Below are 15,351 nucleotides of genomic sequence, written 5' to 3' on the forward strand. Positions count from 1 at the left end.
GCGTGCGGTCTCCGGAGATCAGGGCAGCTCCGGGGACCGCACGGTCAGCTCCGGGGGACCTGCGTCGTCGAGGGCGGCGAGGCAGGCGCGGATCTGGTCGGCTTCGGGGGTGCCGAGGTCCGTGTAGATGGTCAGGGCCTGCCGGTAGTGGTCGCGGGCCCGATCGTGCCGGTCGAGGGCGCGGTGGGCGCCGGCGAGCCCGGCCTGGGCACGGGCCCGCTGGTCCCGGGCGCCGATCTCGGCGGCGATGGTGTGGGCGGCACCCCGGTCGTCTGCAGGATCGTCAGGGCCTGCCGATGATGTCGGGCGGCCTCGGTGGCCTGTCCGAGGTGGCGGTGGAGGGTGCCGAGCCCGTCCAGGGCCCAGGCCTCGCCGTTGCGGTGACCGGCCTGACGGAACAGGACGAGCGCCCGGTCCAGGTTCTCCGCAGCCGCCCCGTACCGCCCCGACCGGGTGTCGACCTCCGCGAGGTTGGCCAGCGACACCGCCTCACCGGCGTGGTCTCCGCTCCGTCGGTACAGGGCGAGTGCCTGTCGGAGGTGCCGGGCGGCTCTGCGGTAGTGGCCCAGGCGCTGTTCGACGTCACCGAGGTTGCTCAACGCGCGGGCCTGGCCGGTCTGGTCGCCGGCCCGCAGGTGCGCGGTCCGGGCCTGCGCGAAGTGGGCGGCGGCCCTGCGGTAGTGGCCGAGCCGCTGTTCGGCGACGCCCAGGTTGGTGTGGGTCCGGGCCTGCCCGAACCCGTGTCCGGTCTGGCCGAACAGGTGCAGGGCCGTGGTGAGGTGCTCGACGGCGGACTCGTACCGGGCGACCCAGAGATAGGCGACGCCGAGATCGGTCAGGGCGTGGGCCTGTTCGGTGACGTCGCCGGTGTGCCGGGCCGCGTGGTGCGCGTGCTGGTGGACGGTGACGGCGTCGCTGCCGTGACCGCCGGCGAAGTAGCGGTACAGGATGCGCGAGAGGCGCGTCGTGTGGCTGGGCCAGCCGTGGCCGGCGGTGTGGGCCGCGACGGTGACCAGGGTGGGCCGTTCGATGTCGAGCCAGGCCAGAGCGCTGTCCGGGTTGGCCAGGTCGGGGGCGGGTGTGCCGGTCGGCGGAACGTGGGGACGAAGGTGCGCCTGGGCGGGGTGCAGGGCGTTCATCGCGGTGGCCGCCGTGGCGAGATAGTGGTCGAAAAGGCGGGTGAGGGCTTCCCGACGGTCGGCGGGACGTACCTCGTCGTGTGCGCGGGTGACGGCGAAGGCCCGGACGAGGTCGTGCAACGTGTAGCGGCCCGAGGCGGACTGCTGGAGGAGATGGTCGCGGCACAGGTGGTCCAGGTGCTTACGGGTGGTGTCCAGGCCGGTGCCGGTCAGGGCGGCGGCAGCGTAGGCGTCACTGTCCTGCCCGGGGTGCAGCGCCAGCAGCCGCAGCAGCCGTCGCTGGTCGGTGGGCAGATGGTGGTAGGAGAGGTCGAGGGCGAGTTCGACGCCGGTTTCCAGGCGTCGCTGGAGGTGGCGTTCGTCGAGCCGGTCGGCGTGGTCGGTGAGGGTCCAGCCGGGGGTGGCCCGCATGTGTCCGGCGGTCAGGTCGAGAGCCAGGGGGAGATGGCCGCATCGTCGGGTGATACGCGCCGCCGCGTCCGGGTCGTCACCCCTGGGGATCCGGCCGACGACCCGGGCGAGATAGTCGACGGCCTCGTCCTCGGTGAACACGTCGACCACCAGGCGCGTGGCCGGCCGCAGGTCGGACAGGATCCGCCGGCTGGTGATCAGGGCGAGACAGTCGGGAACCTCGGGGAGGAGCGGCCGGACCTGGTCGACGTCGGCAGCATTGTCCAGCACGATCAGGGTACGGGTGCCGGTGAGCCGGTCGCGGTAGGCCGCCGTGCGGGCGGACAGGTCGTGGGGGATCTGGTGGGCCGGTACGCCGAGCAGCCGCAGGAACCCGTCCAGGACGGCGGCCGGGTCCGCGGGAGGCCGGGCGGGGTCGGGGAAGAACCCGCGCAGATTGACGAAGAGCGTCCGGTCGAAGCGGGACTCCCGGATCAGGAGGTGTCCGGCGTGGACGGCGAGCTGGGTTTTGCCGACCCCGGCCATGCCCTCGATCGCCGCGACCGCCATCGCCCCGGTGGTGTCTCGGTGGTGGCCGAGGGTGTGCCGGAGCTGGTCGAGTTCGCTGGCGCGACCGGTGAACCCGGCGAGGTCGGGCGGCAGCCGGTCCTGGACCCGTACCACGGTGGCGGCCTGGGCCTCCCCGCCGAGCACCCGGAGCGCCTGACGCCACTGGTGTACGTATCCCTCGTCCGGGTGCAGGGCCCGCACGATCGCGGTGACGAGGTCGGCGTTCAGTCGTCGCCGGCCGGGCTTGAAACAGTCCACGACCGTGGGACGTTTGGTCCACTCGCCGGCCGGGCGGCCGGCGGCCCGCCAGGCGTGGTTGACCTGGTTGGTGATCCGTTCGTAGGACGGGCTTCCGGCCCAGAGCTTCAGGGACCTCAGCGCCGCGGTGAGCTCGTCGAGTGTGCGGGCCCGACCCGGGTCCGGCAGCAGGGCGGACGCGCCGTCCGCTCGGGTAGCGGTCATCGGTCGATCTCAAGCATTCATAGATGTGCGCGGATGTAGCTCATCGTATCGGAAAGGGCGCTTCCCGTGTCTCTGGCCGGTGGTGCCGGTCGTGTGCGGCGGGTGGTAGTTTTCGCTCCCGCGTGAGCAGTGTCGAGAAAGGACGTCCGGGTGACTGACGACCACTCCCGGGTCGGGCCCACCGCCGAGGTGCCGCGACGACGGCATCGATGGGTCATCCCGTCGGTGGCGGCCCTCGCGGTGCTCGCCCTGGGTGGCGGCGCGGTGGCGTACTGGCAGCTCGCTGACCGGGGGGACGAGGATCCGGGGGTGACGGCCTGCCGGTCGGCCGGGTTCGTGGTGCGGGCCGGGGAGGGCGAGGTCGCCCCTGACGACGAGGTGCAGCGGGTGGGGGAGTTGTTCCAACGCTCCGCGCACGAGGATCTGCGGTCTGCCGGGGTCTTCGCGGTGGGCATGGTGCAGCGGGTGCAACGGGCGCAGGATCCGCGCGATGCGCCGGAGACGGTGAAGCTACGGCAGGGCAACCTGGCCGCCGCAGTCCCCAGGTTGATCGCTGCCTGTGCGAAACACCAGGTCACCGTCAAGGGGTAGCCGTGGATGTGGGCGTGATAGCGGCCAGCAGCCCGGTCGCAGCGATGCCCGACCGATGAGCGGCACCCGGGCGGAGTCGGGTCGGTGACCGGCGTGCGGCCGTGCGGTGGGGCCGCCCGCCGGTGCCGCTCGCGCCGGTCTCACCCCTGCGAAGCACCCTGACCGTTCGGCAGCCCTTCCAGTTCGGCCCGCAGCGTCGCGAGTGCGGCGTCGATGATGTCGCCGAGCCGGCGACCGTCGTCGGTTTCGAGCCATGCGGCGACGGACACGTACATCAGGGTTCCCGCTGTCTCGGCGAGCAGGTCGGCCCGGAGCGGGTCGAGGCCGCGGGCGCGGAAGCCGTCCCGCATCACCTGGGCCAGCATCGCGCGCTTGTGCTGGTCGCGTTCGCCCAGCCCCGGGTCGGACGCCACGATGGCGCGCCGTTGCCGCAGGTCGTCCTTGCGGCCTTCGAAGTAGGTCTCGGCGACCGTGCGCAGGCCCGCGACGATGAACGTCAGCGGTTCGTCGGTGGGCGCCGTGGCCATGAGTTCCGTGGCGAAGGCGCTGATCTCGGCCTCGTCCGCGAAGAGCACCTCGCGCTTGTCGGCGAAGTGTCGGAAGAACGTGCGCGTCGTCAGGCCGGCCCGCGCGGTGATCGCCGGCACCGTGGTAGCGGCGAAGCCCTGCTCGGCGAAGAGTTCGAGCGCCGCCTGCCGCAGCCGCTCGCGGGCATCCGGTCGCCATCGGGCCATGATCCCAGTGTAGCCGTGATGACATGACGTGTCGTCGACGGTATGGTGATGACACGGCGTGTCGTCACTGGGGCGGCTGCCGCACCAGGGCGGAGCTGTGCCATGACCGACGTATGGATCCTCGGCGGCACCGGACGCAGCGGGCGCGCCATCGCGGCCGAACTGCGCCGACGGGGCATCGAGCCGGTGCTGGTCGGCCGGGACGCCGGACGGCTGAAGGCCGCCGCCGACGGGCTGCCGACGATCGTGGCCGGTTCGGTCCGCGAAACCGCGGCCGCGATCCGCCGGGAGCGGCCGGCCGTGGTGGTCAACACCGTCGGACCGTTCGTCGAGACGGCCCTGCCGCTGCTGGACGCGTGCCTCCCGGCCGGCCACTACCTCGACCTCGCCAACGATCTGGCCTCGGTGACGGCGATCCTCGGCCGGCACGGGGAGCTGACGGCCGCGGGGTGCACGGCCGTCACGGGAGCCGGGTTCGGCGTGACCGCCACCGAGAGCGTCGTGGTGAAGCTCTGCGAGGGACGGCCGACACCTCGGCGGGTCCGGGTCGACATGGTGCCCTCGTTGGCCGCCGAGGACGGTGTCGTCGGCGACGCCCTGGCCGCCACGATCGTGGAGGGCATCCCCGGGGTCGAGGGCGGCGGCCGGTTCCAGGGCCGCCGGTACCGCGACGGACGACTCACCCCGACCCCGCTCGCCGGCGACCCGATGAAACTGGTCCTGCCCGACGGTTCCACGGTGACCACCGCCAGCATGCCGCTGGGCGAACTGGTGGCCGCCCAACGGGCCAGCGGCGCCGCGGACGTGCTCGCCGCATCGAGCGAGGCCCCGTCCTCCCCGGTCGTGCGCGCGGTGCTGCCCGTCGCGACTGCCCTGCTCGCGATCGGCCCGGTGCGCGCCCTGCTGCGGCGACGGCTCGCCGCGGTACCGACCAGGGCCCGCCCGAAGCCCCGCGAGCACTCCTGGGGCCACGCGGTCGTCCAGTGGCCGGACGGCAGCATCCGGGAGGGCTGGCTACGGGTCGGCGAGGCCCAGTCCTGGACGGCGACGGTGCCTGCCGAGCTGGTTCGGCGGCTGCTGGCCGGGCAGGGGAAACCCGGCGCGTACACGCCTGCGGCGCTGTTCGGGTCGACCCTCGCCGAGGCGTGCGGCGGCGTGTACCAGGTGGCAGTGCACCGCTGACGGTCCCCGTGACCGGCCAGCCGCCGGCCGCGACGAGCCGCCGACCGGGCACGTGTTCGGCCGGAACGCTGCCGGGGCGAGGCCACGCCTGAGCGTGGCCGGCGGAAGGGGCGCGGCCCTGATGGGAAAACCGACACCGCCCCGACCACCCGCCGGTCCCACGGCGGTGCGGGGTCAGGGTCGGTCGGGAGGCGGGGCAGACCGGTGCGGCGGGTCGGCCTGACCGCCTGCGGCCGGCAGGCGAAGGGTGAACACCGCTCCCGTTCCGGCAGCGCCGGCGACCGCCGAGGTGCCACCGTGTGACTCGGCGATCTTGCGGACGATGGCGAGCCCGAGACCGCTGCCGCCCGTTCGCCGGCTGCGGGACTTCTCGGCCCGCCAGAACCGTTCGAAGACGAGCTCACGCTGCTCCTGCGGAATCCCCGGCCCGGTATCGGCCACGGCGATCTCGACGTACGCTGCCCGGTGCCGGGCGGAGAGCGTGACCTGGCCGTCGGCGGGGGTGTGCCGGATCGCGTTGGTGATCAGGTTGCCGATGGCCTGCCGGAGCCGGATCGGATCGGCATCGAGGGTGCCGGGTGCGGCATCGACGACCAGCGCGACCCCGGCGGACTCGGCGGCGGGAGCGAAGGCGTCCGCGATCTCGCGGAGCAGTTTGGGCAGCTCGACCTGTTGCCGGTGCAGTGTCAGCTCGCCCGCGTCGGCTGCGGCGAGATCCTGAAGGTCGTCGATGACGTGCTGGAGTAGCAGCGCCTCGTCCAGCAACGAGCTGACCAGGTCCACATCGAGTTCGACCACCCCGTCCTCGGCTGCCTCCAACCAGCCGCGGATGTTCGTCACCGGCGTACGCATCTCGTGGGCGATGTCGCCGACCATGTCGCGGCGCAGTTGCTCGACCCGGCACCGCTGTTCGGCCATCTCGTTGAACGCGGTGCCGAGCCGGGCGATCTCATCGCGTCCGGCGACCCGGACCCGTGCCGTGGTGTCGCCGTTGCGCATCCGCCCGGCCGCAGCGGTCAACGCGTGCAGTGGTCGGACCAGGCGTACCCCCACCAGCACCGTGACGCCGACCGCGACGAGCAGCACCACCCCGGCCACCCCGAAGATCCGCAACCGGTTGGCCGGGGTGAGGTCGAAGGCACCGACCGGCACCGGGGTACCCGGGTCGGTGACGAACAGCAGCACGGGCGGCGCGACGTGGTCGGCGATCTGGGTGCGTCGTGCCGTGGCGACACAACCGTCGACGTCGTCGCGTCGTTCGGTGGTGATCGGGCCGGACCCGGCCGGGGTCCACTGTCCGTCGAGGTCGGTTCGCACCGCCGGAATCCGCTGGCGGCCCAGGCAGGTGTTGACGAGGTCGTCGAGCTGGTCCAGCGCCTGTCGCTCGGTGGCGGTCGGCTCGGCCAACGCGTCGAACTCCCCGACGCACCGGGTGTCGGTGGTGACGATGGTGCCTCGGGACGCGATGCGGGGCCGTCCGCTGGGGGTGACGACGATCTCCGCATCGGTACGGACCGGAAGCAACCCTTCCGCCGCCGTCATCGGGGCCGGGTCGACCGGACCGTGCAGACAGTCCAGCGCCCTCACCGCCATTCTGCGTAGCGCGGTCCGTTCGGCGTCCGGTAGCTGGTACGGGCCGGTGGCCCGCGCGTCGATCCCGCCGGCTCCCGCCGTGCCCGCCAGATCGGTGTTGACGTCGAGCGGATCGACGGTGGCGGAGGCCCGTTGCGGCAGGGCCCCCGCACCGGACGCGGCGAGGGGGGTGCGGTTGCGGTCGGTCAGGACGATCCGTCGCTCGGTGTCCGCCGCGAGGGACCGCACCAGTGGCGAAACGCCCGTCCAGTCGTGGTGCGTCGCGGCGTGCCCGAGCAGGGCGTTGTAGATCCGCGCGTCGTCGGCGAGCGCCCGGCCGCGCTCCTGTTGCAGTGCCCGGGTCGTGTCGCGTACGGCGAGCCAGGCGGTCGCCGAGATCGAGAGTACGGAGATGACCACGCTGAGGGCGAGCAGCCGGACCAGGAGGCTGCCGCGTCCGCACCGCTCAGCCATCGGCGAGTTTGTATCCGATGCCGTACACGGTGAGCAGCCGTGCCGGGCGTCGCGGGTTCGTCTCGATCTTTCGGCGCAGGTTCATCACGTGCACGTCGACCGTGCGGGCGGTGACGTACGAGTCGAGCCCGTGCAGCCGGCGGAGCAGTTGGTCGCGGCTGAACGCTCTACCCGGCTCCGTCGCGAACGCACTCAACAGGGCGAACTCGCCCGGGGTGCACACCACCGGGGTGCCGGCGACGGTGACCTCGTGGCGTACCGGATCAAGGAGAAGGTCGCCCACCCGCAGGGGCGGCGCGACGGGCCGCGCAGCCGTGGACCGGGTCCGACGGAGCAGCGTGCGCACCCGCGCCGCCAGTTCCCGCGGGCTGTACGGCTTCGTCAGGTAGTCGTCGGCGCCCAGGTCCAGGCCCAACAGAAGGTCATCCTCGGTGCTGCGTGCGGTGACCATCAGCACCGGCACCTCGGAGTCCCGACGCAGGATGCGGCACACGTCGAGGCCGTCGACGCGCGGCATCATGACGTCCAGCACCAGCAGGTCCGGCGGGCGGTGGCGGATCTCGTCCAGCGCTGCCCGGCCATCGTGGACCACCGACACCCGGTGGCCCTCGTGCTCCAGATACCGCCGGAGCAGTTCGGCCTGCTTGGGGTCGTCCTCGGCGACGAGCACGTTCGCGTTCACGGCGGCGAGTCTAGGAGGCGTCAGAACATCGAAACAGGTAGAGAACGGGACCACTACCGGATCACCACAGGTTCCTGACAAGGGTTCGCCAGGATGTGGCACGTACCAGCCCCGGTCCCCGTGAAGGAGAAAAGGTTGTCATTGCTGAAGGGCCTGGCCGCAGTGGCGCTGGTCGCCGCCGGCCTCGTGCCTGCGTCACCCGCCCAGGCCAGGGACCGCACCTATCCGGTCAGGTCGCTCGACTACACCCTCGGCGACCGTGCGTTCACCGTCGCCGGCTTCCACACCGACGGCCCGGACTCGTCGACCCTGGCACCGATCGAGCTGACCGGCAACGTGCACTACCCGGCCGCCGGCAACGGGCCGTTTCCCCTGGTGGTGCTCTCGCACGGCTACTGGTCCACCTGCGCCGACCGGGCTGCCGACGCCGAGGCGGCCCGGATCGAGAAGGAGTCGCCGGACGACTACTACGACGACCCGCGCTGGTTGGACGCCATCCACCGGCTCTGGCAGTGGCCGTGCGCGCCCGGTGTCGCCGCACTACCCAGCTACCGGGGCTACGACTATCTTGCCCGACAGCTCGCCGCCCAGGGAATGGTCGTCGTCTCGATCAGCGCCAACGGAATCAACGCCGGTCAGATCGGCACCGAGGCCGACAACGCCCGCGCGAAGCTCATCAACAAGCATCTCTCGCTCTGGACCGAACTGGGCCGCACGGGCGGTGGCGCGCTGGCCGGCCACTTCAGCGGCCCGACCCCGAACCTCAAAGGCAGGATCGACTTCTCTCGTACGGGGACACTCGGCCACTCACGCGGCGGCCGTGCGGTGGCCTGGCACGCCGCGGACGTCCACCGCGTCGACCTTCCGGCAGGCGTACGCGTGGCCGGCGTCCTCGCCCTCGCCGCCGCCGGCTCGGGCACCGCCACCAATCCCGGTTCCCCGGATGCCAAGCTCTACCGGGTGACCTCGGCACCGCTCGCGGTGTGGGTCGGCGGCTGCGACAGCGAGCAGGGTCTCGACTATGCGAAGTTGGCAACCGGTCACACGCGTGAGCCGGTCTACACCTGGCATGTTCGTGGCGCGAACCACAACTTCCTCAACACCCAGTGGTCTCCCGGGAGCGGGCAGGTCGGCGCCATCGACGACCAGGGCTTCGGTCCGGCACCGGGCTGGTGCGGCACCCCGACGTTCCCGGACTGGGACCCGGACAGCGGCACCCCCGAACCGCCGATCGAGTGGTCGCACGTGACCCGCAAACTGACCGAGACCGAACAGCGCCAGGTCAGCGCCGGATATGTCACCGCATTCTTCCGTTCGGTGCTCCTGGGCGACCGGCAGGCCGAGGCGGTCGTCAGCGGTGGCGTCCACCCGTACGCCTCGTTCACCGTGGTCGACGCCGAGAAGATCGTTCCCCGACCCCGACGGGGCCTGCGGTAGCACCGTACGGCGGTGAAGCCCTCGTCGTCCACGGTCGGGCCGTGGCTGGCCGGTAGCGATGTCCGGGGCCTCCGTAGCCGATCGGCGCGGCTGTCAGGGTCGGACAGGTTCCGTCCGCCCCTGACAGGCCGGCCGTCGGCAGGACGGTCCGCTCATCCACCGGGCGCCACCGCTGGGCTGGTCGGGTGGGGGCGGGCGGACTCGGGGAACACCGCGGGAGTGCCCGTCACCGGATCGGGCACGATCCGGCAGCGCAACCCGAACACGTCGGCGACGAGGTCCGGGGTGAGCGCCGTCGACGGGTGACCGGTCGTGGCGACCTGGCCGTCGCGCAGCACCACCAGGTCGGTGGCGTAGCGGGCCGCCTGGTTGAGGTCGTGCAGGACGGCGACCACGGTCCGGCCGCCGGCGTGCAGGTCGGCGAGCAGGTCGAGGACCTCGTACTGGTGGGCGATGTCGAGGTAGGTGGTCGGTTCGTCGAGCAGCAGGATCGGGGTGTCCTGCGCCAGCAGCATGGCCAACCAGGCGCGTTGCCGTTGGCCTCCGGAGAGTTCCGCCAGTACCCGGTCGCCGAGGTCGGTGGTGCCGGTGGCGGCCAGCGCCGCGGTGACCGCCCGTTCGTCGTGCGACGTCCAGCGGCTCAGCGCCGAGCGGTGCGGGTGCCGCCCCCGCAGCACCAGATCGGTGACGGTCATCCCCGCCGGTGCCTCGATGCCCTGGGGGAGCAGCCCCACGGTGCGGGCGTACTGCCGCCGGCGGTAGCCGTGCACGTCGCGGCCGAGGACGGCCACCCGGCCCGCGCTGGGCCGCAACACCCGGGCGATGGTGCGCAGCAGGGTCGACTTGCCGCACCCGTTCGGCCCGATGAAGACGGTGAAGCTCCCCTCGGCGATCCGCAGGGAGACGTCCCGGCAGACGGTCCGACGGTCGTAGCCGACGGTGACCGAGTCCAGTTCGATCGCGGGCGGGGCGGTCATGGTTGCCTCCGGGGTGGGCGGTGCGGTGCGGGACGGGCGGCGGCTCACCCGGGCCTCCCTCGCCAGATCCAGGCCAGGACGAGAGCGAGGTAGCCGCCGCCGACGACGCCGGTGACCGCGCCGACGGGCAGTTGCTGCCCGGGGACGAGCCGTTGGGCGAGCTGGTCGGCGGCGAGCAGCAGCACGGCGCCGAACACCGCGCTCGTGGTCACCAGGGGAGCGGCGACGCGGGTGAGCCGGCGGGCCAGGTGGGGGGCGGCCAGGGCGACGAAGCCGACAGGTCCGGCGCCGGCGACCCCGACGGCGGTGAGCGCGACCGCCAGGGCCGTCGCGGTGAGGCGTTGCCGGCGTACGGGTACGCCGAGGCTCAGTGCCTTGTCCTCGCCGTTCTCGATGAGTCGCAGCCCCCGGGCCGCCAGCACGGCGGGTGGCAGCAGCGCGGCGAGCGCGCCGAGCAGCAGCGGCAGGTGCGGGCCGCTGCCGTTGAGGCTGCCGACGAGCCAGACGGCGGCGTTCTGCGCGTCGGTCACCTCGGCGCGGGTCAGCAGGTACGCGTTGACGGAGGTGAGCAGGGCGGACAGGCCGATCCCGACGAGGATGAGGCGTTGCCCGGTTCCGCCGAGCAGCAGGGCCGCCCCGGCGACGGCGGCACCGCCGAGCACCGCACCCACGGCGGGGGTGAGTCGGGTGTCGTGGAGAACCAGCAGGACGACGAGTGCGCCGGTGGCGGCACCGACGGTGAAGCCGACGATGTCGGGGCTGCCGAGGGGATTACGGCTGGCGCTCTGGAAGAGTGCGCCGGCCGCGCCGAGGGCGGCCCCGACGGCGAGTGCGGTGCCGATCCGGGGCAGCCGCAGCTCGAACAGGACGAACCGCAGGCCGGGGTCGCCGCCCCCGGTCAGCGCCGGCCACAGGTCGTGCGGCGGGGTGGCGTACCGGCCGCTGGCCAGGGCGACGACGGCCAGCCCGACGCCGAGGGCCAGGGCGAGGAGGCAGGCCAGGGTGGCGCGGCGGGTGTGCCGGCGGCGGGTGCGGCGGCCCGGACCGCTGGTCGCGGTGGTGGTCATGGGCGGGGAATCCTCCGGGCGCGGACCAGGGCGATGAACACGGGCGCGCCGATCGCGCCCATGATGATCGCGACCTCGATCTCTCCGGGTCGGGCCAGCAGCCGGCCGATCACGTCGGCGGTGATCAGCAGGATCGGGCCGAGCAGGCAGGCGTAGGCGACGATCCACCCGAGCCGGGGGCCGCAGATCGCCCGGGCGGCGTGGGGGACGGCGAGCCCGAGGAAGCCGATGGGGCCGGCCACGGCGGTCGCGCCGCCGCAGAGCAGGGTGGTGGCGACCAGCGCGAGCAGCCGGGTGCGGCCGGGGCTGACCCCCAGCGCGGTGCCGCCCTCGTCGCCGAAGCGCAGCACGTCCAGCGGTCGGATCACGCCGACGGTGACGACCAGGCCGGCGAGCAGCGCCGGTGCCGCCGTGAGCAGGGCGGACGGCGGCTGGTCGGCGAGGCTGCCGACGGCCCAGAAGCGGTATCTGTCGAATGCGGTCTGGTCGATCAGGGTGACACCGGCGACGGCCCCGGTCAGGCAGGCGCCGACGGCCGCGCCGGCCAGGACCAGCCGGCCGTCCTCGGCCCTGCCCGGCCCCCGGGTGCCGCCGATGATGGTGACCAGGCCGGCGGCGAGGCCCGCGCCGAGCAGGGCGAGCAGCAGGTGTCCGCGTTGGCTGCCCACCCCGGCGAGGATGCCGGCGACCACCGCGGCGGCGGCTCCGGCGTTGACGCCCAGCAGCCCGGGGTCGGCGAGGGGGTTGCGGGTGAGGGCCTGCATCAGGGTGCCGGCCAGCGCCAGGGCCGCGCCGACGCAGATCGCGATCACGGTACGGGGCAGCCGGACCTCCCAGACGATCAGGCCCGCCTCGCTGTCGCCGTGGGCGAGGAGTTCCCGCAGCACGACGCCGGTCGTCAGTGGCAGCGCGCCGACGGCGAGGCTGGCGGTGATGGCGGCCAGCAGAGCGAGCGCGCAGGCGAGCAGCCCGGCGGCGAGCAGGCGGGGGCGGCGTAAGCCGGTGGGGGTGGCGACCGACACTGTGACTCACTTCATGGTGGAACGTTCCATCACTGGCTAAGGTAAACCTACCCTAAGCCACTGGGAACGTCGTTCTCGCTGCCCCTCCTGAGGATCGAATGCCATGTCACACACCCGCCCACGCCGGCTGAGCACCATCCTGACCGCCGCCACACTGGCGCTCGTCGTGCTGGTGGCCGGCGGTTGCGCCACCGGTGAGGCGAAGCCCGCCGCCCCCGCGTCCGGATCGTCCGACGCCGCGTTCCCCACCACCCTCACCCACGCCTTCGGCGCGACCACCCTCACCGCCAAGCCCGAACGGATCGTGGTGGTGGGCCTCAAGGAACAGGACTACTTCCTCGCCCTCGGCGAGGTGCCGGTGGCGATCCGCGACTGGTACGGCAACCAGCCGAACGCGACCTGGCCGTGGGCCCGGGAACGACTCGGCACGGCCAAGCCGGAGGTGCTGGCCCGCGCCGAACTCGACTACGAACAGATCGCCGCACTGCGCCCCGACGTCATCGTCGGCCTCTCCTCCGGCATGTCCCGGCAGGAGTACGACCTGCTCACCAAGATCGCCCCCACCGTCGCCCAGCCGGCCGGCGACGGCAGCTGGGCGGTGACCTGGCAGCAGATGAGCAGGGCCGCCGGACAGATCACCGGCCACCGCGCCGAGGCCGAGAAACTCGTCGCCGACCTGGAACAGCGGATCGCCTCGGTCGCCGCCGCCCATCCCCGCCTCAAGGGCGCCCGCACCGTGTTCGCCTCCACCTACGAAGGCCAGTACTACCTGTTCAGCCCCGAGACCACCGCCTCGAAGGTGCTGCTCGACCTCGGACTGACCATGGCACCCGAGGTCACCACCCTCACCGCGAACGCCAACCAGTCCGCCACCATCAGCCGCGAACGGTTCGACCTGGTGGACGTGGACGTCGCCGTCTGGTCCGAGGCGGCCACCGACCCGGGCGTGACCATTCTGCTCGGCGACCCGCTCTACACCCGGCTGGACGTCCGCACCCAACGCCGCGACGTCTTCCTCGGCACCGAGGCCAACGGCGCGCTGGCGTTCGCCTCCGTGCTGAGCCTGCCCTACGTCCTGGACAGGATCGTCCCCGCGCTCACCGTCGCGGTCGACGGCGACCCGGCCACCAGTTCGGAGTACAGCGCGACATGACCGACACGCTCACCCGACCCGGCTTCTGGACCGCCACCGTGCACGAGGTCCGGCGGCTGACCCCGCACCTGCAACGGATCGTCCTCGGCGGTCCCGACCTCGCCCACTTTCCGTCCCTCGGCGCACCGGACGAGTCGGTGACGATCTACCTCCCCCGCCCCGGTGAGGCTGCCCCACCGCCGATGACCCTGCGCGGCGAGGTGTGGGGCTACCACGACGAGCAGCACCCGCCCATCGGCCGCAACTACTCCGTCCGCGCCGTCGACCCCGTCGGGGCGCGGCTGACCATCGACTTCGCCCTGCACGACCACGGCCCCGCCACGTCCTGGGCGCGGCAGGCCGGGACCGGCGCCGGTCTGCTGCTGTGGCGGTGCCGCGCCTGGTTCCGTCCCCCCGCCGACACCCGCTGGCTGGTGCTCGCCGCCGACCTGTCCGGGCTGCCCGCCGCGACCCGTGCCGTCGCGGAACGCACCCCCGGCCTCCCGGTGCGGGTGCTGGTGGACCTGCCGGACCTGGCCGACGCCCGGGACCTGCTCGCCGCCGCCGGCGACGACCCCACCGTGCACATCGACGTACGGGTCGGGGTCGGCAACGGCGACGGTCCGGGCAGCCTCGCCGACCGGCTGCGGGACACGACCCTGCCCGACGGCCCCGGCTACGTCTGGGTCGCCGGCGAGGCGGGGGAGTGCCGAACGGCCCGGTCCGTGCTGCGCACCGTGCACCGGCTGCCCCGCGACCGCGCCGTCTGCGTGGGCTACTGGCGCACCGACTCCGCCGACTGGGAACGCCGCTACACCCGCTTCCGCCCCCTGCTCGACCAGGTCTACCAGGACGGCCTCGCGGCCGGGCTCAACCCGGTGGAAGCGGGCGACCGGATGGAGGAGGCACTGGAACGGATGACCCGGTGACCGGCCCCCGGGTCGACTCCCGCCACCACAGGTGGACCGGATGCTCGTAGTCCCCACCCGGGCCGCCACCGATCAGGTCGTCGAGCAGGTCGGCGCAGCGGCGTCCGGCGTCCAACGGCGACAGGTCGAGCGCGGTGATCGGCGGTTGACCCAGGCGCAGGGCGCTCGACTCGGTGGCGCTGGCCAGCAGGACGTCCCGCCCGACCCGGCGGCCGAGCCCGTGCAGCACCTGCACGGCCGTCGGCGCGGTGTCCACCGAGGCGCACACCAGGGCGTCCACCCCCGGCGCGGCGAGCACCTGCTCGACCGCCCGGGACACCTCCGCCGGCGACGGCACCCACGGATGGTGCGCCACCACGGGGGCGACGCCGTGCCGGGCGCACCAGTCCCGGTGCGCCGCCGCCAACTGGGCCGCCCAGTCGCCCGTCTCCGGTGGCACCACCAGGGCGGGACGCCGGGCCCCGGCCCCGGCCATCCGGTCCAGCAGCCCGGTGAGCGCGCGGTGGTGGTCCGCCCAGAGCACGACGTCCGCGCGCATCCCGGCCGGGGGCCGTTCGAAACACACGACCGGCACGCCACCCTGCATCAGGACCGGCACGAACGCGTCGTCCCGGTGCGGATCGGCCACGATCACCCCGTCGAGCGCGCGGGGCGACCGGCGTTCCGAGGCGGTCAGGATCGAGACGTCCCGGTCGCGGGCGGCGGCACGTTCCATGACGCCGAAGACGAACCGCATGTAGAACTCCGACGTGGACGGCACGCCCGGAACGTAGACCCCGATGACGCCGGTCCGCCCGCCCCGCAACTGCCGGGCCGCCCGGTTGGGGACGTAACCCAGTTCCTCCATCGCCGCACGGACCCGTTCCCGGGTCGCCTCGGAGACCCGGCCGGAACACGACAGCACATTGGAAACGGTGGACTTGCCGACACCCGCCCGGCGCGCGACATCGTGCAGCGTGACGGGACGGGCCATCAGCCCAGTCTAGGTAAC

At 73.2% G+C, this 15,351-nt stretch carries 13 protein-coding genes; 5 read left to right on the plus strand and 8 right to left on the minus strand.

Annotated elements, in window-relative coordinates; translation table 11 throughout:
* Positions 1 to 131 precede the first annotated feature (131 nt).
* On the minus strand, positions 132 to 2,561 hold the full coding sequence (locus ACN265_RS09520; protein ID WP_421406880.1) for a tetratricopeptide repeat protein: 2,430 nt from the start codon (positions 2,559 to 2,561) through the stop codon (positions 132 to 134).
* A gap of 150 nt (positions 2,562 to 2,711) precedes the next feature.
* Between ACN265_RS09520 and ACN265_RS09525 the strand changes: the two genes are divergently transcribed.
* Positions 2,712 to 3,152, plus strand: coding sequence for a hypothetical protein (locus tag ACN265_RS09525; RefSeq protein WP_421406881.1), 441 nt, complete (start codon positions 2,712 to 2,714; stop codon positions 3,150 to 3,152).
* A 140-nt stretch (positions 3,153 to 3,292) separates the two neighbouring features.
* Here the strand turns inward: ACN265_RS09525 and ACN265_RS09530 are convergent, their stop codons facing one another.
* Positions 3,293 to 3,886, minus strand: coding sequence for a TetR/AcrR family transcriptional regulator (locus tag ACN265_RS09530; protein WP_421406883.1), 594 nt, complete (start codon positions 3,884 to 3,886; stop codon positions 3,293 to 3,295).
* Positions 3,887 to 3,988: 102 nt separating this feature from the next.
* Here ACN265_RS09530 and ACN265_RS09535 point away from each other — a divergent pair, with 102 nt between their 5' ends.
* Positions 3,989 to 5,068 (plus strand): hypothetical protein, encoded by a 1,080-nt coding sequence (locus tag ACN265_RS09535; protein WP_421406885.1) that lies wholly within the window; start codon positions 3,989 to 3,991, stop codon positions 5,066 to 5,068.
* A gap of 174 nt (positions 5,069 to 5,242) precedes the next feature.
* On the opposite strand, the gene ACN265_RS09540 is transcribed toward ACN265_RS09535, so the two are convergent.
* Entirely contained in the window at positions 5,243 to 7,114 is a 1,872-nt protein-coding gene (locus tag ACN265_RS09540) for a sensor histidine kinase (RefSeq protein ID WP_421406887.1), read from the minus strand.
* On the minus strand, positions 7,107 to 7,796 hold the full coding sequence (locus ACN265_RS09545) for a response regulator transcription factor (protein WP_421406889.1): 690 nt from the start codon (positions 7,794 to 7,796) through the stop codon (positions 7,107 to 7,109). The genes ACN265_RS09540 and ACN265_RS09545 overlap by 8 nt, the downstream gene beginning before the upstream one ends.
* 135 nt (positions 7,797 to 7,931) lie before the next feature.
* Between ACN265_RS09545 and ACN265_RS09550 the strand changes: the two genes are divergently transcribed.
* Complete coding sequence (locus tag ACN265_RS09550; protein ID WP_421406891.1) at positions 7,932 to 9,233, plus strand: hypothetical protein; 1,302 nt, start codon at positions 7,932 to 7,934, stop codon at positions 9,231 to 9,233.
* Positions 9,234 to 9,385: 152 nt separating this feature from the next.
* On the opposite strand, the gene ACN265_RS09555 is transcribed toward ACN265_RS09550, so the two are convergent.
* Genes ACN265_RS09555 through ACN265_RS09565 form a run of 3 tightly spaced genes read right to left on the minus strand, consistent with a single transcriptional unit; the run spans position 9,386 to position 12,299 of the window.
* Complete coding sequence (locus ACN265_RS09555) at positions 9,386 to 10,210, minus strand: ABC transporter ATP-binding protein (protein ID WP_377683066.1); 825 nt, start codon at positions 10,208 to 10,210, stop codon at positions 9,386 to 9,388.
* 44 nt (positions 10,211 to 10,254) lie between these two features.
* A complete protein-coding gene (locus tag ACN265_RS09560; protein WP_421406893.1) occupies positions 10,255 to 11,277 on the minus strand; it encodes a FecCD family ABC transporter permease in 1,023 nt (340 codons plus the stop codon).
* The gene (locus ACN265_RS09565; RefSeq protein WP_421406895.1) at positions 11,274 to 12,299 is read right to left on the minus strand and encodes a FecCD family ABC transporter permease; all 1,026 of its coding nucleotides are present in this window, start codon (positions 12,297 to 12,299) and stop codon (positions 11,274 to 11,276) included. The genes ACN265_RS09560 and ACN265_RS09565 overlap by 4 nt, the downstream gene beginning before the upstream one ends.
* Before the next feature lie 103 nt (positions 12,300 to 12,402).
* Between ACN265_RS09565 and ACN265_RS09570 the strand changes: the two genes are divergently transcribed.
* Both ACN265_RS09570 and ACN265_RS09575 read left to right on the plus strand, forming a co-directional pair.
* Positions 12,403 to 13,452, plus strand: a complete 1,050-nt coding sequence (locus ACN265_RS09570) for an iron-siderophore ABC transporter substrate-binding protein (RefSeq protein WP_421406897.1) — start codon at positions 12,403 to 12,405, stop codon at positions 13,450 to 13,452.
* Positions 13,449 to 14,360: a siderophore-interacting protein gene (locus ACN265_RS09575; protein ID WP_421406900.1), complete on the plus strand. Its 912-nt coding sequence runs from the start codon at positions 13,449 to 13,451 to the stop codon at positions 14,358 to 14,360. Before ACN265_RS09570 ends, ACN265_RS09575 begins: the two co-directional genes overlap by 4 nt.
* On the opposite strand, the gene ACN265_RS09580 is transcribed toward ACN265_RS09575, so the two are convergent.
* Complete coding sequence (locus ACN265_RS09580; RefSeq protein WP_420116286.1) at positions 14,302 to 15,333, minus strand: LacI family DNA-binding transcriptional regulator; 1,032 nt, start codon at positions 15,331 to 15,333, stop codon at positions 14,302 to 14,304. The genes ACN265_RS09575 and ACN265_RS09580 overlap by 59 nt on opposite strands.
* Between the last annotated feature and the right edge of the window lie 18 nt (positions 15,334 to 15,351).

It is taken from the genome of Micromonospora sp. WMMD730 (genome assembly GCF_049178955.1).
GTDB lineage: Bacteria > Actinomycetota > Actinomycetes > Mycobacteriales > Micromonosporaceae > Micromonospora > Micromonospora wenchangensis.